The organism is Streptomyces sp. NPDC055243, from assembly GCF_044544025.1.
Lineage (GTDB): Bacteria > Actinomycetota > Actinomycetes > Streptomycetales > Streptomycetaceae > Streptomyces.
This window is the reverse complement of the sequence record NZ_JBITWR010000017.1, coordinates 171,459-192,107: the sequence shown is the minus strand read 5'-3', so window position 1 is coordinate 192,107 and position 20,649 is coordinate 171,459. Positions and strand designations below refer to the sequence as shown.

The window sequence follows — 20,649 nt, the reverse complement described above, 5'->3', positions numbered from 1 at the left end:
GGGGCGGGCGGCCACCCCGCGGGGGCCCCCCCCGGGGGGGCCCCCCCGGGGGGGGGGCCCCCCGGGGCCCCCCGGGGGGGGGGGGGGGCCCCACGGCCTGCCGGGCGAGGCGAGCTCCGGCGGCGCGCGGAAACTCACGCGGCCGCCGATGCCCCGCTTCCGCCGACCCGCTTCCGCCTACAGGCCCACGTCCCTGCTGCGGAAGTCCTCCAGTGACTCGCGCCGCACCAGGAGCCGCGCGCGCCCGTCGGCGACGGCCACCACCGGCGGGCGCCCGACGAGGTTGTAGCCGGACGCCATGGACAGGTGGTAGGCACCGGCCACCGGCACGCCCAGGAGGTCTCCCGGCCGTACGTCGCCCGGCAGTTCGATGTCCGAGGCGAGCACGTCGCCCGCCTCGCAGTGCCGCCCGACGACGGTCACCGGCGCGGACGCGGCCGTGGAGTGCCGGCCGATCAGACGCGGCACGTACCGCACGCCGTACAGCGCGGGCCGCGGGTTGTCGCTCATCCCGCCGTCCACGGCGACGAAGGTGCGTCCGCCGGTGCGCTTGACGGCGAGCACGCGGTAGAGGGCCACTCCGGCGGGGCCCGCGATGGCGCGCCCCGGCTCGATCAGCAGCTTGGGCACGGTGAGCCCGGCCGCCGCGCAGCTCTCGATCAGTTCGGCGCGCACCCGGCGGGCGAGCGTGGTGATGTCGAGGGCTGCCTCGCCGGGGCGGTAGGCGATGCCGTGGCCGCCGCCGAGGTCCAGCTCGGGCAGCGTGATGCCGTGCTGGTCCTTGACGCGGGCCATCAGGCCGACCAGCCGGCGGACGGCGGCGAGGAACGGCTTGTCGGTGGTGATCTGCGAGCCCAAGTGGCAGTGCAGGCCCGTCAGTTCGAGGCCGGGCTGGCCGATGATGCGGGCGATGGCGTGCTGCGCGGAGCCGTCGGTGATCGACAGGCCGAACTTCTGGTCGTCGGTCCCGGTACGGATCTTGGCGTGGCCGCCGGCCGCGATGCCCGGCACCACCCGGACCATCACCTTCTGGCGGCTGCCCGGCGGCACGGCGGCGGCGAGCCGGGCGATCTCGGACGCGCTGTCGATGACGATGCGCCCGACGCCGAGCCGCAGCGCGGCCTCCAGGTCGTGCGGGCTCTTGGCGTTGCCGTGCAGCACGATGCGCTCGGCGGGGAAGCCCGTGGTGACGGCGAGCTCCAGCTCCCCGGCGGAACAGACGTCGAGGCCGAGCCCCTCTTCCGCCACCCAGTGGGCCATCGCGCGGCACAGGAACGCCTTGGCGGCGTAGTGCACTTCGGCGTCGGGGAAGGCGTGCAGGTAGGTGCGGCAGCGGGTCCGTACGTCGCCTTCGTCGAGGAGGTAGGCCGGGGTGCCGAAGCGTTCGGCGATCTCGGTGAGCGGTACGCCGCCGACGGCGAGGTCGCCGTGGGCGAGACGCCCGGTGGACGCGGGCCAGACGGACAGGTCGTCGTCGGCGGTGGCGCTCGGGGTCACGGGTTCGTGCAGGGTGGTCATGGGCAGGTTTCTCTCTTCGCCTCGTCCTGGGTCCTGGGTCCTGGGTCCTGGTCCGGGTCCTGTTCCGGAGCCCTTCTCCTGGGCCTGGTCCTCAGCCGATCCAGGTGGTCAGGGCGCCGACCAGCGCGGCGGCCCCGGTCACGCGCAGGGCGCCGACGGCCTGCGGGTCCCACTCGCGCCAGGCGCGGGTGCGCCGCTCGGGAGCGGCGACGGCGTGCGCGGCCAGCCGCGGGTCGACGGTGACCTCGCGGACGCCCAGCGGCTCGGTGAGCGCCCGCAGCGCGGGCTCGGAGAGCCTGATCCAGGCCTGCCGGCCGCCGAGGGCCGCGCTCAGGCGCTGCGGAGTGGTGAAGGCGACGGCGGTACGGCCGCCGACGGGCGTGCGGAACAGGCGGGCCACACAGCCCGCGGGTCCCGGCCGGACGGGGACGAAGAGCGGTCCGGCCGGGCCGGGTTCGGAGGGCTCGGGGTCCTCGGCGCACTGGAGCTCTGACATGGGGGTTCCTCCTTGAGGATCCTGTTCGCTGAACGGTGGCCCCCGGGGCCGGGCGGGAACCCGGAGGCCTGTGCCGACGCTATGCCCGGCACCGGGCGCCACCCGACCCTCCATGACGCGACGTTGACGTCCACACGGTCCTCGTTGACGAGGGCTTGACGGAGGGCCGCGCGGGGCCGATCCGGGGCTCCCTCGCCCTCTTGAGGCCCGGCCCGCCCGCTTGAGGCCCGGCCCGCCCGCCAGTTGGACGGAGGGCGCGAACGGCTTCTCGCGCCGTGCCGACCGGCCGCCTCCTACGGCGGCGCCGGTCCCGCACGCTGTTCGTCCGACGGTGCGCTGACACCCCGGTGGCGCGCCGCCGCGCCCGGCCACGGAGATCGCCGACAGCGCATACTACGAGCGCGACAAGTGCGTCGAACCGACCGTGGGCGCCACGGAGGACCGCACCGTCGAACGTCTCGACCAGCCCGCCGACCTGCCCGCCGGCCCACGGCTACCGCATTTCAGGCACTCCCCGCTCGATGCTCGATTCCCAAGGCACTCCCCGTTCGATCCCCACCGCCCAGGAGGACCGTTCCGTGATCCAGCTCCCGCCCCGCCAACTGCCCGCGCTCGCCCGCTGGTTCCCCGCCGGGTCGCCCGGTGTCGCCGCCCTGCCCGAGCACGCCTTGACCAGCGGCGTGGGCACCTGGTGGGCGGACCAGGTGCCGAGCCCGCGGGTCGTGGCCGTCAGTTGTGCGGGGCACGTGCTGCTGCGCGGCGAGCCGGGCGCCGTGGCTCCCGCGGAGCTCGCCCCCTTCGCCCGCAGCCACGTCGGGGCCACGGGGCGTTTCCTGCCGCTGCTGGGCGCCGCGTTCGACCGTGTCGTGCCCGTCGAGCGCATGCTCTACGTCCACAGCGAACCCGTCTCCGCGCCCCGTCCGCCGCACGGCGTGACGGTGCGCCGCCTGGTCGGCGCCGACGGCCCGGCCCTCGCGGCGTTCACCGGGAGCGCGGCGGACTCCGCCTGGATCCACGCCAGCTGGGGCGGCCCCGAGGGGCTCGCCGCCTCCGGCCACGCCTGGGCCGCCGTCGACCGGCACGGACGTATCGCCGCCGTCGCCTGCGGATACTTCACCGGGGACACGTACGAGGACGTCGCCGTCATCACCGCGCCCGAGCACCGCCGCGAGCGCCTCGCACTGGCCTGCGTCACCGCCCTGTGCGAGGACATCGCCGCCCGCGGACGCACCGCGAGCTGGTCCTGCGCGCGCGACAACCGGCCCAGCCGCCTGCTGGCCTGGACCGCGGGGTTCCGGCTCCATCGCGAGTACGTCCAGTACGCCACCGGCAGCCCGTCCGCGCGCCCTGACGCCCGGCCGTCGAGCGACCGTCAGGCGTCCGTAAAGGTCCCCGCGGGCCGCGTCAGTGACGCATCAAGGATCGGCGCGGCGCCGGTCCCGCCCCTTCAGGGTGCCTAGCGTCCTCTCATGGCCCGACACATGACGCGCCCCGCACGGCGCACCCCCGGCGTCCGTACGACGTCCCTGCTCCCGGAACGCCCCGCACGGACGCACGGCCCGCAGACGCACGATCCCTGGACGCGCGACCGCACCTGGGCCGGGGACGCGCGCTCCGCCGCCGCCTGCGCCGCACTCCTGTTCGGACTGCTGCTCGCGCTGGACGCGGCGGCCGGCCGGCTCACTCCCTGGCGCGCGCTGCTCTGGCTGGGGCTGGGCGTCCTGCTGTTCGCCGCGCTGACGCCGCCGCGGGTGGCGGCGCACGGCACGACGCTCGTCTCGCGCGGCCCGCTCCGCGTCCGCTCGGTGCGCCTTGATCACCTGGTGGCGGTGCGCCGCTCCGACGGCATCTCGCCGCGGCTGATCCTGCGGGACACGGCCGGCGGCGAGGTCGTGCTCGACCCCGAGGTGCTCGTCGTCAATCCGGCGCTCTGGCACCTCGTGTCCGACGGCGCCCGCGCGTCCCTCGCACGCGGCTCGCTGCTGTGCGGGGCGACCGCACTGCGCCGACTCTCGGACCGTATCGACCGGGAGACGGCCGAGGGGGTCTTCCGGGCCTCTGGCCTGGAGTGACTCCGGATCGGGCACGGAGGGGCCCGGCCCCCGCCCCGCCGTAGCCGCCCGCTCGTTCGAGATCAAGAGCGACCGGAAGAGGCCAAGGTCACAGCCCTACACGGCACCGAGTGCCAGGGGTTCCGCCCTAGCATCATGCCCATGACGGTCCTGCCTGACGACGGGCTTTCCCTGGCCGCCGAGTTCCCTGATGCGACCCATGAGCAGTGGCAGCGCCTGGTGGAAGGCGTGCTGCGCAAATCGGGTAAGGACGTATCGGGGTCGGCCGCCGAGGATGCGCTCTCCACCGCACTCGAGGACGGGCTCAGCACCCGCCCCCTGTACACCGCCCGGGAAACCGCGCCTGACGCCGGATATCCGGGCTTCGCCCCCTTTGTGAGGGGCGGCACCGCCGCGGGCAGTGCCGCGGCCGGCTGGGACGTACGCCAGCGGCATGCGACCACGGACCCCGCCGGCACGAACGAGACCGTGCTCGCGGACCTGGAGAACGGCGTCACCTCGCTGTGGCTCGGCGTGGGCCCCGGCGCGCTCCCGGTGTCCGGCATCGAGCGCGCCCTGGACGGCGTCTTCCTCGACCTTGCGCCCATCGCCCTGGACGCGGGCGGCGAAGTCGGGCCCGCGGCGCGCGAGTTGTTCCGCCTCTACGAGGAGCGGGGCATCCCGAAGGACACGGCCCACGGCACCCTCGGCGCCGACCCGCTGGGCCACGAGGCCCGCACCGGCGAGCGGCTCGACCCGGCCGCCGCGATCGAACTGGCCCGGCTGTGCGGGCAGGAGTACCCCAACCTCCGCGCGCTGGCCGTCGACGCCCTGCCCTACCACGAGGCGGGTGGCTCGGCCGGGCAGGAGCTCGGTGCATCGCTCGCCACGGCGGTCGCCTACCTGCGCGAGCTGACCGAGGCCGGGCTCACGGTCGAAGCGGCCTGCGCCCAGATCGAGTTCCGGTACGCGGCCACCGCCGACCAGTTCCTGACCATCGCCAAGCTGCGCGCGGCGCGGCGGCTGTGGGCCCGCGTGGCCGAGGTCTGCGGCGCCCCGGACGCGGGCGCGCAGCGCCAGCACGCCGTGACCTCGCCGGTGATGATGTCGCGGCGCGACCCGTGGGTGAACATGCTGCGCACGACGGTGGCCTGCCTCGGCGCGGGCGTCGGCGGCGCCGACTCCGTGACCGTCCTGCCCTTCGACCACTCGCTCGGCCTGCCGGACGCGTTCGCGCGCCGCATCGCCCGCAACACCTCGACGATCCTGATCGAGGAGTCGCACCTCGCCCGGGTGATCGACCCGGCGGGCGGCTCCTGGTACGTGGAGCGCCTCACGGACGAACTGGCCCACGCGGGCTGGGAGTTCTTCCAGGAGATCGAGCGCGCGGGCGGCCAGGCGGCGGCCCTGCGCTCCGGTCTGATCGGTGAGCGTCTCGCCGCCACCTGGGCCGAGCGCAGCCAGAAGCTGGCCAAGCGGCGTGAACCGATCACCGGTGTCAGCGAGTTCCCGAACCTGACGGAGCGTCCGGTCGAGCGCGTGGCCCCGCCCGCCGAGGTATCGGGCGGCCTGCCGCGCGTGCGCCGCGACGAGGCGTACGAGATCCTGCGCTCCCGCTCGGACGCCCACCTCGCGTCGGCGGGCACCCGCCCCCGGGTGTTCCTCGCCGCGCTCGGCCCCGCCGCCGCGCACACCGCGCGGGCCTCCTTCGCCTCGAACCTCTTCCAGGCGGGCGGCATCGAGGCCGTGCACGACCCGGTGTCGGTGGACGCGACGACGGCCGCCGACGCGTTCACGGCCAGCGGCGCCACGGTGGCATGCCTCTGCTCCAGCGACGCCCTCTACGAGGAGCAGGCCGAAGCGGTCGCCGAAGCGCTCAAGTCGGCGGGCGCGCAACGGGTGTTCCTCGCGGGACGGCCCGCCGAGTACACAGCTGTCGACGCGTACGTCTTCGCGGGCTGCGACGCGGTGTCCGTGCTCTCCTCCACCCTCGACCACATGGGAGTGGCGTAATGGCGATCCCCGACTTCTCCGGTGTCGACCTGACGCCGGATGCCCCCTCCGAGGTCTCCAAGGACCAGTGGCGCAGCGCCGTCAAGGAGACCACCGGCAAGGCCGACGACGACCTCCTGTGGGAGACCCCGGAGGGCATCGCGGTCAAGCCGCTGTACACCGGCGCCGACCTGGAGGGCCTCGACTTCCTGGAGACGTACCCCGGTGTGGCGCCGTATCTGCGCGGCCCCTACCCCACGATGTACGTCAACCAGCCCTGGACGATCCGCCAGTACGCGGGGTTCTCCACCGCCGAGGAGTCCAACGCCTTCTACCGCCGCAACCTCGCGGCAGGCCAGAAGGGTCTCTCGGTCGCCTTCGACCTGCCCACCCACCGCGGTTACGACAGCGATCACCCGCGCGTGACGGGCGACGTCGGCATGGCGGGCGTGGCGATCGACTCGATCTACGACATGCGTCAGCTCTTCGACGGCATCCCGCTGGACAAGATGACCGTCTCGATGACGATGAACGGCGCCGTGCTCCCCGTGCTCGCGCTGTACATCGTGGCCGCCGAGGAGCAGGGCGTACCGCCCGAGAAGCTGGCCGGGACCATCCAGAACGACATCCTCAAAGAGTTCATGGTCCGCAACACCTACATCTATCCGCCCAAGCCCTCGATGCGGATCATCTCCGACATCTTCGCGTACACCTCGCAGAAGATGCCGCGCTACAACTCCATCTCCATCTCCGGCTATCACATCCAAGAGGCGGGCGCGACGGCCGACCTGGAGCTGGCGTACACCCTCGCCGACGGTGTGGAGTACCTGCGGGCGGGTCAGGAAGCGGGCCTGGACGTCGACGCGTTCGCGCCGCGGCTCTCCTTCTTCTGGGCCATCGGCATGAACTTCTTCATGGAGGTCGCCAAGCTGCGCGCGGCGCGCCTGCTGTGGGCGAGGCTCGTCAAGCAGTTCGACCCGAAGAACGCCAAGTCGCTCTCCCTGCGCACCCATTCGCAGACCTCGGGCTGGTCGCTGACCGCGCAGGACGTGTTCAACAACGTCACGCGTACGTGCGTCGAGGCGATGGCGGCCACCCAGGGCCACACCCAGTCGCTGCACACGAACGCCCTGGACGAGGCGCTCGCCCTGCCCACCGACTTCTCCGCGCGCATCGCCCGCAACACCCAGCTGCTCATCCAGCAGGAGTCGGGCACCACGCGGACGATCGACCCGTGGGGCGGCAGCGCGTACGTCGAGAAGCTGACGTACGACCTGGCGCGGCGCGCCTGGCAGCACATCGAGGAGGTCGAGGCGGCGGGCGGCATGGCGCAGGCCATCGACGCGGGCATCCCCAAGCTGCGCGTCGAGGAGGCCGCGGCCCGGACGCAGGCGCGGATCGACTCGGGACGCCAGCCGGTCATCGGCGTCAACAAGTACCGCGTGGAGACCGACGAGCGGATCGACGTCCGCGCGGTCGACAACTCCTCCGTGCGCAACCAGCAGATCGCCAAGCTGAAGCGGCTGCGCGAGGAGCGCGACGAGGCGGCCTGCCAGGACGCGCTGCGGGCGCTGACGGCGGCCGCCGAGCGGGACCCCGGCCCGGGCCTGGAGGGCAATCTCCTCGCGCTCGCGGTCGACGCGGCCCGCGCCAAGGCGACGGTCGGTGAGATCTCCGACGCCCTGGAGGCCTCGTACGGGCGGCACGCGGGGCAGATCCGTACGATCTCCGGTGTGTACCGCACCGAAGCAGGCTCGTCCCCGTCCGTGGAACGCACCCGCACGCTCGTCGGGACCTTCGAGGAGGCCGAGGGGCGCCGACCGCGCATCCTGGTCGCCAAGATGGGCCAGGACGGCCACGACCGCGGCCAGAAGGTCATCGCCACCGCCTTCGCCGACCTGGGCTTCGACGTGGACGTCGGCCCGCTCTTCCAGACCCCGGCGGAGGTCGCGCGCCAGGCGGTCGAGGCGGACGTGCACATCGTCGGCGTCTCGTCGCTCGCCGCCGGGCACCTGACCCTCGTACCGGCGCTGCGTGCGGAGCTGGCCGCCGAGGGCCGCGAGGACATCATGATCGTGGTGGGCGGTGTGATCCCGCCGCAGGACGTGCCGACGCTGCTTGAGATGGGCGCCGCGGCCGTCTTCCCGCCCGGCACGGTGATCCCGGACGCCGCGTACGACCTGGTGAAGCGGCTGGCGGCCGACCTCGGCCACGAGCTGTGAGCATGGCGGCGCCGCGGATCGACATCGACACGTACGTCAAGGGCGTGCTCGACGGGAAGCGCGCGCAGATCGCGCGCGCCATCACGCTCGTCGAGTCGACCCGGCCACAACACCGGGCCCTGGCACAGGAGTTGCTGACCCAGCTCCTCCCCCACAGCGGGCGGGCGCGGCGGATCGGCATCAGCGGAGTGCCGGGCGTGGGCAAGTCGACGTTCATCGACGCGCTCGGCACGATGCTGACCGGCCTGGGGCACCGGGTGGCGGTCCTGGCCGTCGACCCGTCGTCGACCCGGACGGGCGGCTCGATCCTCGGCGACAAGACGCGGATGGAGCGCCTCTCGGTGGACCCGGCGGCGTTCGTGCGCCCTTCTCCCACGGCGGGGACGCTCGGCGGGGTCGCGAAGGCGACGCGCGAGTCGATCGTGGTGATGGAGGCGGCGGGCTACGACGTGGTGCTCGTGGAGACGGTGGGCGTGGGCCAGTCGGAGACGGCGGTCGCGAACATGGTCGACTCGTTCCTGCTGCTCAGCCTGGCCCGCACCGGTGACCAGTTGCAGGGCATCAAGAAGGGCGTACTGGAACTGGCGGACGTCCTGGCCATCAACAAGGCGGACGGCCCGCACGAACGCGACGCGCGTTCGGCGGCGCGTGAACTGGCGGGCGCTCTGCGGCTCATGCACCCATCGGACGCCGCGTGGACGCCGCCGGTGCTCAGTTGCAGCGCGCGGGAGTCCAGCGGCCTCGACGAGGTCTGGGACCGCCTGGAACAGCACCGCACGCTTCTGGACTCCACGGGCCGCCTGGCCGCCAAGCGGCGCGACCAGCAGGTCGACTGGACGTGGACGATGGTGCGGGACGAACTCCTGGACCGGTTGCGGGGGCATGGGGCGGTGCGGGAGCTGGCACCGGGGCTCGAACAGCGGGTGCGCGAGGGCACGTTGACGGCGACGATGGCTGCCGAGCGCATTCTGGAGGCGTTTCAGGGGGACGGGGGGTCCGGGGCCGGGAGCCCTGGAGCCGGGGCCGAATAGGGCAGTCGGTGCGACCGGGTGCCTCGGTTCCGGCACCGACGTCCGAAACCCCTTACGAAAGTAGGGGGTTGCCCCGCACCTTCGTCAGTGCCGGGCGGCTTCCGCGGTTCATACGCTCCTCAGCATGAACAGAATCCGCACACGGCGCAGCGCCGTCACCGCCCTGTTGACCCTCTCCCTCCTCACCCCGACCGTCGCGGCCTGCGCCGAGAACGGCGGCTCCGCGCCGGCGCGCCGCGCTTCCCCGCCGGCTACGGAAGCCGCGCTCTCCCTTCCCCGCCCCACCGGGTCCTACGGCGTCGGACGGAACACCCTCCACCTCGTGGACGACACCCGCCGTGACCCGTGGGTGCCCTCGGCGGGGTCCCGGGAGCTGATGGTGTCCGTCTTCCATCCCACCCGGCACGGCGGCGGCGACGGCGACCGGGACGGCGACCGCGCCCCGTACCTGGCGGCCGAGGAGGCGGAACTGCTCCTGAAGGGGCTGAAACTGGACGAACTGTACGAGGCCGGGCAGCTGACCTCCGTCCGCACGAACGCCCGCACCGGCGCGCGCCCCGCGGGAGGCAGGCACCCGCTCGTCGTCCTCTCCCCGGGCTTCTCGCTGCACCGCGCCACCCTCAGCAACCTCGCGGAGAACCTGGCCTCCCACGGTTACGTCGTCGCTCTCGTGGACCACGCCTACGAGTCCTTCGGCACGCGATTCCCGGGCAAGGGGGATTCCTCGCGGGTCCGCACCTGTGTCGCGTGCGAGAAGGTCGAGCAGGCACCCGGCGGTGACGCCGGGGGGAAGAAGGTGCTGACCGAGGCCGCGCGGAACCGGGCGGCGGACATCTCGTTCGTCGTGGACGAGCTGACCGAGCCGTCCCGCACCGCCGACGGGCGGCGCCCCGACTACGCGGCGCTCATCGACACCCGGCGGATCGGGGCCGCAGGCCACTCGCTCGGCGGGAACGCGGCGGCCGTGGCCGCCGGCACGGACCGCCGCATCCGCGCCGCCGCCAACCTGGACGGCTCCTTCTTCGCCCCGGTCCCGGCCGCGGGCACCGGCCGCCCCGTGCTCATGCTCGGCACCCGCAAGGACCACGCCCCCTCCACCGATGACGCCTCGTGGCCGCGCCAGTGGCACCGTCTGGACGGCTGGAAGCGCTGGCTCACGGTCGCGGACTCCGGGCACCTGACGTTCACCGATCTGCCGGTCCTCGGCGGCCAGCTCGGCAGGACCGATCCGTCGGCCCCGCTCTCCGGCGAGCGCTCGGGGCAGATCACGACGTCCTATGTCACGGCCTTCTTCGACAAGCACCTGAACGACCGGAACCGCCCCTTGCTGGACGGCCCCTCGAAGGCCAACCCGGAGGTCGCCTTCCACTCACCCTGACGGGACGCACCCCGACGGCACGCACCCCGACGGGACCGGAAGGCCCCCGCCGCCGTTCGCCGGTCCCACGACGTAGATTCGATCCGTGCGGGCACAGCCCTTGCGTGCCGGCCGAGCGAATCACCCGTCTTCGAAGGAGCCACCTGCCCCATGTCCCCCGCTGACTCCGCCGAAGCCCCCGTCCTCACCCGCGTCCAAGGCCGTGCGGGGCACATCACCCTCAACCGCCCCCGCGCCATCAACGCCCTCAACCACGCGATGGTGGGCCTGATGGACGAGGCCCTCACGGCATGGGAGCGGGACGACTCCGTCGCCACCGTCGTCCTCACCGGCGCGGGTGCCCGCGGGCTCTGCGCCGGGGGCGACATCCGCTCCATCCACGACGACATCCGCGCGGGCGGCGGCGCGGCGTCCGTGGCCTTCTGGCGTGACGAGTACCGCCTCAACGCCCGCATCGCCCGCTTCCCGAAGCCGTACGTCGCCGTCATGGACGGCATCGTGATGGGCGGCGGGGTCGGCGTCTCGGCGCACGGCAGCGTGCGGATCGTCACCGAGCGCTCCCGGATCGCCATGCCGGAGACCGGGATCGGCTTCGTGCCGGACGTCGGCGGTACGTATCTGCTGACGCGCACGCCCGGCGAACTGGGCACCCATCTGGCGCTGACCGGCTCGGCGGTGGGCGCGGGCGACGCGCTGCTGTGCGGCCTCGCCGACCACTACGTGCCGTCGGAGCGGCTGGCGGAGTTCACCGCCGCGCTGGCCGACACCGAGGTGGGCGAGGCGGTCGCCGCGTACGCCACCACCGCGCCCGACGGCGAACTCGCCGCCCAGCGCGCGTGGATCGACGCCTGCTACGCCGCCGACTCCGTGGAGGAGATCGTCGACCGGCTGTACAACTCCGGCGAACGGGCGGCGAAGGAGACGGCCGAGACCATCCTCGGCAAGTCGCCGACCTCCCTGAAGGTCACGCTCGCCTCGCTGCGCCGGGCCCGTGCGCTCGCCTCCCTGGAGGAGGTGCTCGACCAGGAGTACCGCGTATCGGCCACCGCGATCACCGCGCCGGACATGGTCGAGGGCATCCGCGCCCAGGTCGTCGACAAGGACCGCGATCCGCACTGGTCCCCCGCCGAGCTCACTCAGGTGACCGACGCGGAGGTGGCACGCCACTTCGCGCCGCGCGAGGGCGACGAGCTCGGCCTCGCCCCGGAGGCTGCCCCGCGATGCCCCTGATCCAGACGCCCCGCCTCGTCCTGCGGCGCTGGCGCGAGTCGGACGTCGCCCCCATGGCCGTCATCAACGCGGACCCCGAGGTGATGCGGTGGATCGGCGACGGCTCCGTCCACGACGGGGAGGAGCAGACCCGCTCCACCATGGCCATGTGGGAGCGCGGATGGGAGACCGAGGGCTTCGGGCTGTTCGCGGTGGAGGTCCGCGCCACCGGTGAACTCGCCGGGTTCACCGGGCTCTCCGTGCCGCACTACCTGCCCGAGGTGCTGCCCGCGGTGGAGATCGGCTGGCGGCTCGGGCGCCCCTTCTGGGGGCGGGGTCTCGCCACCGAGGCGGCACGCGCCGCCCTCGACTTCGGCTTCGCCGACCGGGGCCTGGAGCGGATCGTCAGCGTCGCCCAGGTGGGCAACGTCGCCTCGGAACGGATCATGAACAAGCTCGGCATGCGCGTGGAGCGCGCCACCCTCGATCCCTACTGCGGGCGCGCCGTCCGCGTCCACGCCCTGAACGCCCCCGGCCCGCCGGACGTCACGGTGGATCGATCTCCGTGACGACGGCGAGCAGCTGGAACGGCAGCTCCTTGTCCCACTGGGAGACGCCGAGGGCGATCCACCGTCCGTCGACCCGCCACAGATGAAGGTCCGGCACCGAGGAGCTCAGCGAGCTCCACGGCTCCGGTATCTCCTCGCCCACGTCGTCGTACCCGTCGCCCTGGGCCCGCTCGAAGACGCTCGCCAGGCTGAACATCTGGGGCGCTCCCCAGCGCTCGGCGAGCAGGACCGTCAGGCCGTCGCGCTCGGCGTCGTACTGATCCGATGTCGCCTCCCACCGCGTGCCGTCGTCCTCCCAGAAGTCGCCGCTCGTCAGTAACTCGGCGATGTGATAGCCGGGACCGCCGACGCCGGAGGGCGACCTGCCGCGCTCCGCGGGGAACCCCCGTGAGCGCAGCAGGTCGATCGTGGCGAGATGCTCTGCGCTACTCATGACACCCAGTAAACCGGCCGCCACTGACAACTGGCCCGCCGTCAGGCCCCCGCCGTCACCATCCGGACACCTGCCTCACGGCACCCCCTCAGAGCACCCCCTCGCGACACTCCCGCGAAGCCTCACGCGTCGCGCCGCCGCACCGCCCACCAGCCCGCGAGCAGCGCGGCCGCCGCCCACGCGGCCGTGACGGCAAGTCCCGTCCAGGGGCCGAGAGTTCCCGTCGGGTTCTCGTGCAGCACCTGCTGCCCCGCCCGGTCCGGCAGGAAGCCCGCGACGCCGCTCGCGACGTCCCCGACCACGAAGGAGACGATGAGCGTGAACGGGATGAGGATGCTCAGGACGGCGACCCCGCTGCGCAGCAGCATGGTCAGGCCCGCGGCGAGCAGCGCCATGAGCGCGAGGTAGATGCCCCCGCCGACGCACGCGCGGACGGCGCCGTCATGGCCGAGGCCGATGGCGTACTCCCCCAGGAAGGCCTGCCCGGCCAGGAAGCCCGCGAAGCTGGTGACGAGCCCCACGCCCAGGGCGAGCGCGCCGACCACCGCGACCTTGGACCCGTAGAAGAGCCCTCTGCGCGGCACCGCGGAGAGCGAGATCCGCAGCGCGCCGTTCAGGTACTCGCAGGACATCGCCGTCGTACCGAAGCTGATGGCGGCGATCTGGCCGAAGTTGAGTGCGTAGAAGGCGCCGAAGAGTGGTTCGTAGTCGGCGTTGTCGGCCTCGGCCGTGCCGACCGCGGCGAACGCGAGCACGGTAATGGCGAGGGTGGCGGCGAAGACGGCGATCAGCGAACCGAGGCTGGCGCGCACCGACTTGATCTTGATCCACTCCGAGTGGAGCACGGCGGTCGTCGACATGGTCAGGCCTCCTGGCGGGACATCGGGGTGGCGGCGGCGAACTCGGTGTCGTCGGCCGTGAGCGCGAGGTAGGCCTGCTCCAAGGAGGCCTGCTCGTCGGAGAGTTCGAGGAGGGGGATGCCGTGACCGGCGGCGATGGACCCGATCTCCTCGGCCCGCGCGCCGTCCACCGTCCAGCGGCCGTCGTCCCCCGCGGCCATCACGTACCCCTTGTCCGTCAGGAGGCCCCGCAGCCGGTCGGCCGAAGGGGTGCGCAGCCGCACCCGGGGGCTGCTGTGCGCGGCGATGAAGTCCGCCATGGAGGTGTCCGCGAGCAGCCTGCCCCGGCCCAGGACCACCAGGTGGTCGGCGAACGTGGCGGTCTCGTTCATGAGGTGGCTGGACACCAGGACGGTGCGGCCCTCGCGGGCGAGGCGCCGCAGCAACTCGCGGATCCAGATGATGCCTTCGGGGTCGAGGCCGTTGGACGGCTCGTCCAGCATGACGACGGGCGGGTCGCCGAGCAGCGCCGCCGCGATGCCCAGGCGCTGGCGCATGCCGAGCGAGAACGTCTTGATCCTGCGCCCCGCCACGGAGGCGAGCCCGGCTTCTTCGAGGACCTCGTCCACGCGGCGCACGGGGATGCGATTGCTGACGGCGAGGGCGAGGAGGTGGTTGCGTGCGGTACGCGATCCGTGCGCGGCCTGGGCGTCGAGGAGGGCTCCCACGTGACGCAGGGGCTCGTCGACGGCCGCATAGGGGCGGCCGCCCACCGTGGCGGTGCCCGAAGTGGGCCGGTCGAGGCCGAGGACGAGGCGCATGGTGGTGGACTTGCCGGCGCCGTTGGGGCCGAGGAACCCGGTGACCTTCCCCGGGCGGACGGTGAAGGTCAGTCCGTCCACCGCGCGGGTGGTGCCGTACTCCTTGGTGAGGTCTTGGACGTCGATGCTGGTCATGGGCCAAGACTCGCGGTCTCCCGTGCGGTGGGTCTTCCCCCGCCCGGGGAGTTCCTCTCCCCCGCGCGGGGGAGCCGTGCGGCCCGGCCCGCTGGCACGATGGCGTGATGCCCCGCTTCCTCAAGCCGCTCACGCAGGCGGTGACCTACACGCGCTGGCTGCACGTGCTCATCGGCTCGGTCATCCCCTTGACGGCCGCGTTCGTCACGCCGGGCCTGAGCAGTCCATCGGCCGGCGACTGGATCCTGATCGCGCTCCAGCCGATCCCGCTGGTGGTGGCGGCCGCTCTGCTGCTGCCGTCGCTGCGTCGGGCGGAGGGGCTCCAGGCCCGTTTGATGCTGTTCCCGGGGCAGCACGCGCGCGTGCGGGGCGACGGCGAGGATTCCGGTATCTCCGTGGCTCCCTCCGCTTCGTGGCGCGACCGGAAGAGGACCGCGCTGTGGGCCGTGCTGCGTCTGGAGGCCGGTTGCGCGGCGGCCTTCGTCACGGTGCAGCTCCTGGGGATGACGCTGGCCCTGCTGGGGTCGACCGCCGAACCCGGCGACGCGTCCGGTCTGTTCGTCCCGCTGCCGGACCAGAACCCCCTCAACGCACTGTTCGTGCCCATCCCGCTCGCGGTGCTCCTAGGGGTCATGGTGGTCGGGGGCCGCCTGATGACCTCGGCCGCCCGGCAGTTGCTCGGCCCCTCGCCCAAGGAGCGCCTCGCGGCCCTGGAGGAGCGCACCGAGCAGCTCCTGGAACGCACCCGCATCGCGCGCGAACTGCACGACTCCATCGGGCACGCGCTGACCGTCGCCGTCGTGCAGGCGGGCGCCGCGCGGGCCGCCGCCGACCCGGAGTTCACCGACCGCGCGCTGGGCGCGATCGAGGAGACCGGCAGGGCCGCGCTCGAAGACCTGGAGCGGGTGCTGCGGGTGCTGCGTGAGGACGAGCGGCCCGCGAGCCGAGGGCCCACGCTCGCCGACGCCGACCGGCTCCTGGACTCCGCGCGCGCGTCGGGGGCGAAGGTCGACACCGAGGTGACGGGCCCCCTGGAGAGCGTCCCGGGCCCGGTGTCACGCGAGGGCTACCGCATCCTCCAGGAGTCGCTGACCAACGTGCTGCGCCACTGCGGACCGGTTCCGGTACGGGTGCGGATCGCGGTCGGCGACGGGGTCCTGGGCATGGAGGTGCGCAACCCGCTGCCCCAGGGGACACCGCCGACCGGCCGTGGCGGCAGCGGTCTTCGCGGCATCCGCGAACGGGCCACGCTGCTCGGCGGCCGGGCCACCACGGGCCCCGGCGAGGGCGACTGGCAGGTGCACGTCGAGCTTCCCCTGGCGTGACCTAGGCTGGCCGGATGCCGGTCACTGTCCTGCTCGTCGACGACGAACCCCTCGTACGCGCGGGGCTGCGCGCCGTCCTGGAGGCGCAGCCCGACATCGAGGTGGTCGGCCAGGCGGCCGACGGCGCCGCTGTCATTCCGCTGGTGCGCCAACTGCGGCCCGACGTGGTCGCCATGGACGTCCGCATGCCGCTGCTCGACGGCATCGAGGCCACGCGCGCGGTCCTGCGCACGGTGCAGGACCCGCCGAAGATCCTCGTGGTGACGACCTTCGAGAACGACGAGTACGTGTACGAGGCGCTGCGCGCGGGTGCCGACGGTTTCCTGCTCAAGCGCGCCCGTCCCGCGGAGATCGTCAACGCCGTCCGCCTCGTCGCGGAGGGCGAGTCGCTGCTGTTCCCCGCGGCGGTGCGGCAACTGGCGTGCGCGTACGGGCAGCGGCCCGGCAACGCGCAGGCCAGGGCGGCCCTGGACCGGGCCGCGCTCACCGAGCGCGAGGCGGACGTGCTGCGCCTGATGGCGCGCGGCCTGTCGAACGCGGAGATCGCCGCCGAGCTGGTCGTGGGCGCCGAGACAGTCAAGTCGCACGTGAGTTCCGTGCTGGCGAAACTGGGGGCGCGCGACCGGACGCAGGCGGTCATCGCCGCGTACGAGTCCGGTTTCGTCGCACCGGGGTGAGCGTCCTCTAGGCGGTACCGCCTCGGACGATCGTCGGGAGCGGGCCGCCCTCGGGGTCGCGCCGCATCTCCCCGCCTTCCTGGCCCTCTTCCACGACGCGGGCCAGTTCCGTGCCGTTCTCCGACCGGGCGAACTGGGCGACGTGGTCGCCGTTGTCCAGCGAGCGCGGCAGCCTCGGTCCGACCACGAGCGTGTTGAAGCGGTTCTCCGGCGGCAGGTTCATGCGGTCGCCCACGGCGAGGCTGTTGGCGAGGACCACCCAGGCGCCGATCACCTCGACGCAGCGCTCCGCGGCCAGCCGGTCCCAACGGCGGATCGCCCTGCTGATCGGTGAGGAGAGCAGCGGCACGAAGAGGTGGGAGACCCCGAAGGCCCGCAGCGGCGCCTCCCAGTCGGTCGACTGCTTGATGTCCTCACATATCAGGACCGCGACCCGGCCGATGGCGGTTTCCACGACGGTGACGCCCTCTCCGCGCTCCAGGTACTCCGCGGCCCTCTCGTGCTCCGGGCGGCGCGGCAGCTGCCACCTGTCCGCCTGGCCTTTGCCCATGGTGAATCCGTGCACCTTGTCGTGGGTCAGGATCGTCTCCCCGGTGGAGCGGTCCACCAGGACGGCACGGTTCGGCGGCGGGTCGTCCTCGCCCAGCGGACCGGTCCCCAGGAGCACCCACCGCAGCCGGCTGCCTTCGGGTTCTGTGCCGACATGCGTCTTCCAATGGTCGTAGAGCGCGTTCGACAGGGTGCTCTCCGGCATCACTCCGATCTCCGCACCTGATTCGTCCAGATTCTTGACCACGTGATCGATGCGGTCGCGCAGCCGTTCGTCCCGCGTCGACACCTTGTAAAAGGTTGTTCCGTCCACCTGGTGGAAATCGAACTTCAGATCGTCGTAGCTCTCCAGTAATGGTGCAGACCCTATAGGAATCGCTTTCTTCCCGGAGAAATGCGCACCGTTTCGCTGTTTGAATCCGATGTGGCGTACGTTCCTGCAGTCGTCCGCGGTGACCCGATGCACGTTGAAGAAGTCGGGCCTGCCCGTGGGCTGCGCGAGCAATTTCCCGGGCCGCGTGCAGCGGGGCAGCAGCAAACCGGTCGTCGGGCCTTCCGGATCATTGAGCTGATTCTTCTCGTTGTATCGGCGGGCGATCTTGTTCAAGGCGGACGGGCAGCGTGCGCCACTGAACGGATTGACGGCACCGAGCACCTGGTCGAGGCCGGTCAGTGCGGCGAAGATGCCCTTCTCGCCGTGCTGCCCGAATATTTTTTCGACCCGGGCGGTGTCGACCGTGCCATTCGCCGTTGCCTCCTCGCAGATTTCGTCGGCCAGTTGATGCACGAACAGGTCACCGTGCCACTGGTTCGCCGTGAGACCGAGGAAGGGGCGCTCCGGGAGAAGGTCGTAGAGAACGACGAAGAGGTCCGCCGGATCCTTGGGTAAGAGAACACCTTTGATCGAATGGGTGCCACCGCTCGCCGACACACTTCCGTTCATGGTCCCCCCCGAGGCCGTTTCGCGTAACCAGATATTAACGCAAGGAGGCGGCATATTCACCGAGAAACAGAAGAAAGCCGGAGTGGCCGCAAGTACGGATCTTGAAAAGGGCGGAAAAGAATCATGGCGGCCTCACTTGACACTCACTTGACATGGCTCCACGCTGGAAAGGTCCGTCAATTGGGGGAGCCGGAACAGGAGAGTGACATGAGTGACGGAAGGCGCCAGCGATACGATCGGGCAACCGAGATCCAGAGCTTGATGGACGAAATGAAGTCCTCGGAAGAGATATCCGACGGGCTGTTCAGTTCGCTGGGCATGATGGTCACCGACGCCTCGCTCGCGGGCGATGAGGAGGCGCTTGAGGCGGCCCATGAAGGACTCCGCCGCCAGTACGGACGCCAACGTCGACTGCGCGACGGCCAGGGCGACGCGGCGGCGGAGTTGCGCGGCCGCCTGCTGGGCCTCATCGACGTGACGTACTGGGCGCTTCGCCGCCTGCCGTCCGCGCTGCAACTCTCCCTCGACCCGACCAGTCACGCGGCGCGGTTCCTCGTCGAGGTGGCCCGGCAGCCTGGCCAGAGCAACGCCCAGCTCGCCGCTCGACTCGACGTGGACATCACCGAGATCAGCCGGATCGGCCGCAAGATGGTCGATGCCGACGTCGCCTGGAAGCGCCGCGCGTGGCGGCAGAACGCCTGGGACATCACGCCGCGCGGCCAGCACTACCTCGAGGAGTCCGGCCTTCGTCGAAGCGAGCCCGATCCGGCGCCGCTGCCCCGGCCGCAGCTGGGGGACTTCGAGTATTTCGCGGGAGTGAAGGTTCGGCCCGGACGGCTGTCGGGTGTCGTGACCGACGCCCGGGGCACGGCCATCGCACGCGCCCAGCGCGACCTGGAGCCCGTCTGGAACGCCGACGCGGCGGTCACGGTGCTCGCCGCGTTCGTCCACGACCTGCTCGCCGAGGCCCCGGCGACGCGGGCCCCGGCCGATGCCGGCCGGGTCGGACTCGGAGTGGAGATCGGCGGCCATGTCGACGCGGCCCGCGGAACCGTCGTCTACGCCCCGAACTACGCCACCGGTGCGGGCTGGACGGGTTTCTCCCTGGCCGAGCCACTGCGCAGGGCGACCGGGCTGCCGACCGTGCTCGAGAACGATGCCAACGCCCTGGCCCAGCTGGAGGAGACGCTCACCGGACCCGGGACCGGACGCACCGATGCCGCGGTGATCCTCGACCACGGCATCGGTGCGGGCCTGATGCTCAACGGCCGCGTACACCACGGCGCGGCGGGCTCCGCCGGTGAGATCGGCCACGTGGTGGTGCGCTCCGACGGCCCGCTGTGCAGCTGCGGCAACCGCGGCTGCCTGGAGAGCGTCGCGGGCACCGATGCCATCGCCGACGAGATACGCGCCCTGACCGGCCGGACCGCCGAAGGCCTGGACGCGGCCCTGGCCCTGCTGTCGAACGACGAATGCCGCAAGTACGTCGAGGAAGTCCTCGGCAGGACCGGCGAGGCGCTAGGCATCGGCCTCTCGGCTCTGATCAACCTGACGAACCCCGACCGGATCGTGCTCTACGGACCCGCCGGACTCGTCTCGGACGGCGAATTCGAATCGGCGCGGTCGTTCATGACCGCCGTGCACAAGACGGTCCGCAAGCAGGCCTTCTCCACGGCCGGCGACGACGTCACCCTGACGGCCAAGCCCTACCACGACGAGGTCGGCGCCCTGGCCGCCACGGCGGTCGCCATGCGGCGCCTGAGCCGCGATGGCCGATGACCCCACCCCGTCGACCGTGGGAACGCAGTACGCCGGGACGCGGGACATCGTCCTGCTGGCCGGCCTGCTGATCCTCATGGCGTCGACGCTCGGTGTCACGCTCGTCCAGACATGGCCGCCCCCGCCCACTCCCGGAGCGGCCCAGCGGGTGGAGAAGGCGGCACAGGTGCGCGTGCTGTTCTGGTCCCCCGATCTGCTCCGCGAGACAAGGCTGTTCATCGTCGTTGCCGCTGCCGGGGGCCTGGGCGCGGTGATCCACACGCTGCGTTCGCTCTACTGGTACGTGGGCAACCGAGGGCTGCGGCGCAGCTGGGTGCTGATGTATGTCGTCGAGCCGTTCGCCGGGGCGAGTCTGGCCCTCGTCGTGTACTTCGTGCTGCGCGGCGGCCTCACCACCACCATGGCGTCGTCCAGCGACATCAATCCGTACGGCGTGACCGCGCTGGGCGCGCTCGTCGGCATGTTCTCCCGGGAGACCGCGGGCAAACTGCGTGCCGTGTTCGCAACTCTCCTGGCCCCCGCGGAGCAAGGAGCGGACACCATGGCGCCCCGGGAGGGCCCGCGGCGCGGCGCGGGAGACGCACCGCGGTGAGTCACCGCTGACCGGCACTCTGTGTCACAGGTGGGCCCGGCACTCGCAGCGGTGGGCCCCGGCGAGTACGATCCGCCCAACATGCGCACG

General features: G+C 72.4%; 18 protein-coding genes. 12 read left to right on the top strand and 6 right to left on the bottom strand.

From position 1 onward, the window contains the following. Positions 1–177: 177 nt before the first annotated feature. On the bottom strand, positions 178–1,518 hold the full coding sequence (lysA, locus tag ACIGXX_RS36390) for a diaminopimelate decarboxylase (protein WP_366464259.1): 1,341 nt from the start codon (positions 1,516–1,518) through the stop codon (positions 178–180). A 91-nt stretch (positions 1,519–1,609) separates the two neighbouring features. Then, positions 1,610–2,014 (bottom strand): SAV_915 family protein, encoded by a 405-nt coding sequence (locus ACIGXX_RS36385; RefSeq protein ID WP_351169687.1) that lies wholly within the window; start codon positions 2,012–2,014, stop codon positions 1,610–1,612. A gap of 578 nt (positions 2,015–2,592) precedes the next feature. On the opposite strand from ACIGXX_RS36385, the gene ACIGXX_RS36380 reads away from it, so the two are divergent. From ACIGXX_RS36380 to ACIGXX_RS36345, 8 genes are all read left to right on the top strand, one after another. Continuing rightward, positions 2,593–3,474, top strand: a complete 882-nt coding sequence (locus ACIGXX_RS36380) for a GNAT family N-acetyltransferase (protein WP_366464257.1) — start codon at positions 2,593–2,595, stop codon at positions 3,472–3,474. 9 nt (positions 3,475–3,483) lie between these two features. Beyond that, entirely contained in the window at positions 3,484–4,086 is a 603-nt protein-coding gene (locus ACIGXX_RS36375; protein WP_399982279.1) for a hypothetical protein, read from the top strand. 141 nt (positions 4,087–4,227) lie between these two features. Further along, complete coding sequence (mutA, locus tag ACIGXX_RS36370; RefSeq protein ID WP_399982276.1) at positions 4,228–6,078, top strand: methylmalonyl-CoA mutase small subunit; 1,851 nt, start codon at positions 4,228–4,230, stop codon at positions 6,076–6,078. After that, positions 6,078–8,279: a methylmalonyl-CoA mutase gene (scpA, locus tag ACIGXX_RS36365; RefSeq protein ID WP_351169699.1), complete on the top strand. Its 2,202-nt coding sequence runs from the start codon at positions 6,078–6,080 to the stop codon at positions 8,277–8,279. Before mutA ends, scpA begins: the two co-directional genes overlap by 1 nt. A 2-nt stretch (positions 8,280–8,281) precedes the next feature. Then, positions 8,282–9,310, top strand: a complete 1,029-nt coding sequence (meaB, locus tag ACIGXX_RS36360; protein ID WP_399982271.1) for a methylmalonyl Co-A mutase-associated GTPase MeaB — start codon at positions 8,282–8,284, stop codon at positions 9,308–9,310. Positions 9,311–9,434: 124 nt separating this feature from the next. Further along, positions 9,435–10,688 carry an alpha/beta hydrolase family protein gene (locus tag ACIGXX_RS36355; protein WP_399982268.1) on the top strand — a complete coding sequence of 418 codons (1,254 nt, stop codon included), beginning with the start codon at positions 9,435–9,437 and terminating at the stop codon, positions 10,686–10,688. 150 nt (positions 10,689–10,838) lie between these two features. Next, entirely contained in the window at positions 10,839–11,918 is a 1,080-nt protein-coding gene (locus ACIGXX_RS36350) for an enoyl-CoA hydratase/isomerase family protein (protein WP_361469159.1), read from the top strand. Then, the gene (locus ACIGXX_RS36345; RefSeq protein WP_383825691.1) at positions 11,909–12,466 is read left to right on the top strand and encodes a GNAT family N-acetyltransferase; all 558 of its coding nucleotides are present in this window, start codon (positions 11,909–11,911) and stop codon (positions 12,464–12,466) included. The genes ACIGXX_RS36350 and ACIGXX_RS36345 overlap by 10 nt, the downstream gene beginning before the upstream one ends. On the opposite strand, the gene ACIGXX_RS36340 is transcribed toward ACIGXX_RS36345, so the two are convergent. The 3 genes from ACIGXX_RS36340 to ACIGXX_RS36330 all read right to left on the bottom strand — a co-directional run bounded on the left by ACIGXX_RS36340 (position 12,444) and on the right by ACIGXX_RS36330 (position 14,694). Beyond that, positions 12,444–12,899, bottom strand: a complete 456-nt coding sequence (locus tag ACIGXX_RS36340; protein WP_351169714.1) for a hypothetical protein — start codon at positions 12,897–12,899, stop codon at positions 12,444–12,446. The genes ACIGXX_RS36345 and ACIGXX_RS36340 overlap by 23 nt on opposite strands. A gap of 122 nt (positions 12,900–13,021) precedes the next feature. Beyond that, positions 13,022–13,759 (bottom strand): ABC transporter permease, encoded by a 738-nt coding sequence (locus ACIGXX_RS36335; RefSeq protein ID WP_351169717.1) that lies wholly within the window; start codon positions 13,757–13,759, stop codon positions 13,022–13,024. A gap of 2 nt (positions 13,760–13,761) precedes the next feature. Then, entirely contained in the window at positions 13,762–14,694 is a 933-nt protein-coding gene (locus ACIGXX_RS36330; protein ID WP_399982262.1) for an ABC transporter ATP-binding protein, read from the bottom strand. 107 nt (positions 14,695–14,801) lie between these two features. On the opposite strand from ACIGXX_RS36330, the gene ACIGXX_RS36325 reads away from it, so the two are divergent. Together ACIGXX_RS36325 and ACIGXX_RS36320 are read left to right on the top strand one after the other, a co-directional pair. Beyond that, positions 14,802–16,019, top strand: a complete 1,218-nt coding sequence (locus tag ACIGXX_RS36325; RefSeq protein WP_399982259.1) for a sensor histidine kinase — start codon at positions 14,802–14,804, stop codon at positions 16,017–16,019. A 14-nt stretch (positions 16,020–16,033) separates the two neighbouring features. Next, positions 16,034–16,696, top strand: coding sequence for a response regulator (locus ACIGXX_RS36320; protein WP_399982256.1), 663 nt, complete (start codon positions 16,034–16,036; stop codon positions 16,694–16,696). Positions 16,697–16,703: 7 nt separating this feature from the next. Here the strand turns inward: ACIGXX_RS36320 and ACIGXX_RS36315 are convergent, their stop codons facing one another. Beyond that, a complete protein-coding gene (locus ACIGXX_RS36315; RefSeq protein WP_399982253.1) occupies positions 16,704–18,248 on the bottom strand; it encodes a hypothetical protein in 1,545 nt (514 codons plus the stop codon). A 201-nt stretch (positions 18,249–18,449) separates the two neighbouring features. Here ACIGXX_RS36315 and ACIGXX_RS36310 point away from each other — a divergent pair, with 201 nt between their 5' ends. Next, on the top strand, positions 18,450–19,967 hold the full coding sequence (locus ACIGXX_RS36310; protein WP_361469175.1) for an ROK family transcriptional regulator: 1,518 nt from the start codon (positions 18,450–18,452) through the stop codon (positions 19,965–19,967). Positions 19,968–19,983: 16 nt separating this feature from the next. After that, on the top strand, positions 19,984–20,559 hold the full coding sequence (locus ACIGXX_RS36305) for a hypothetical protein (RefSeq protein WP_361469178.1): 576 nt from the start codon (positions 19,984–19,986) through the stop codon (positions 20,557–20,559). Positions 20,560–20,649: the final 90 nt, after the last annotated feature.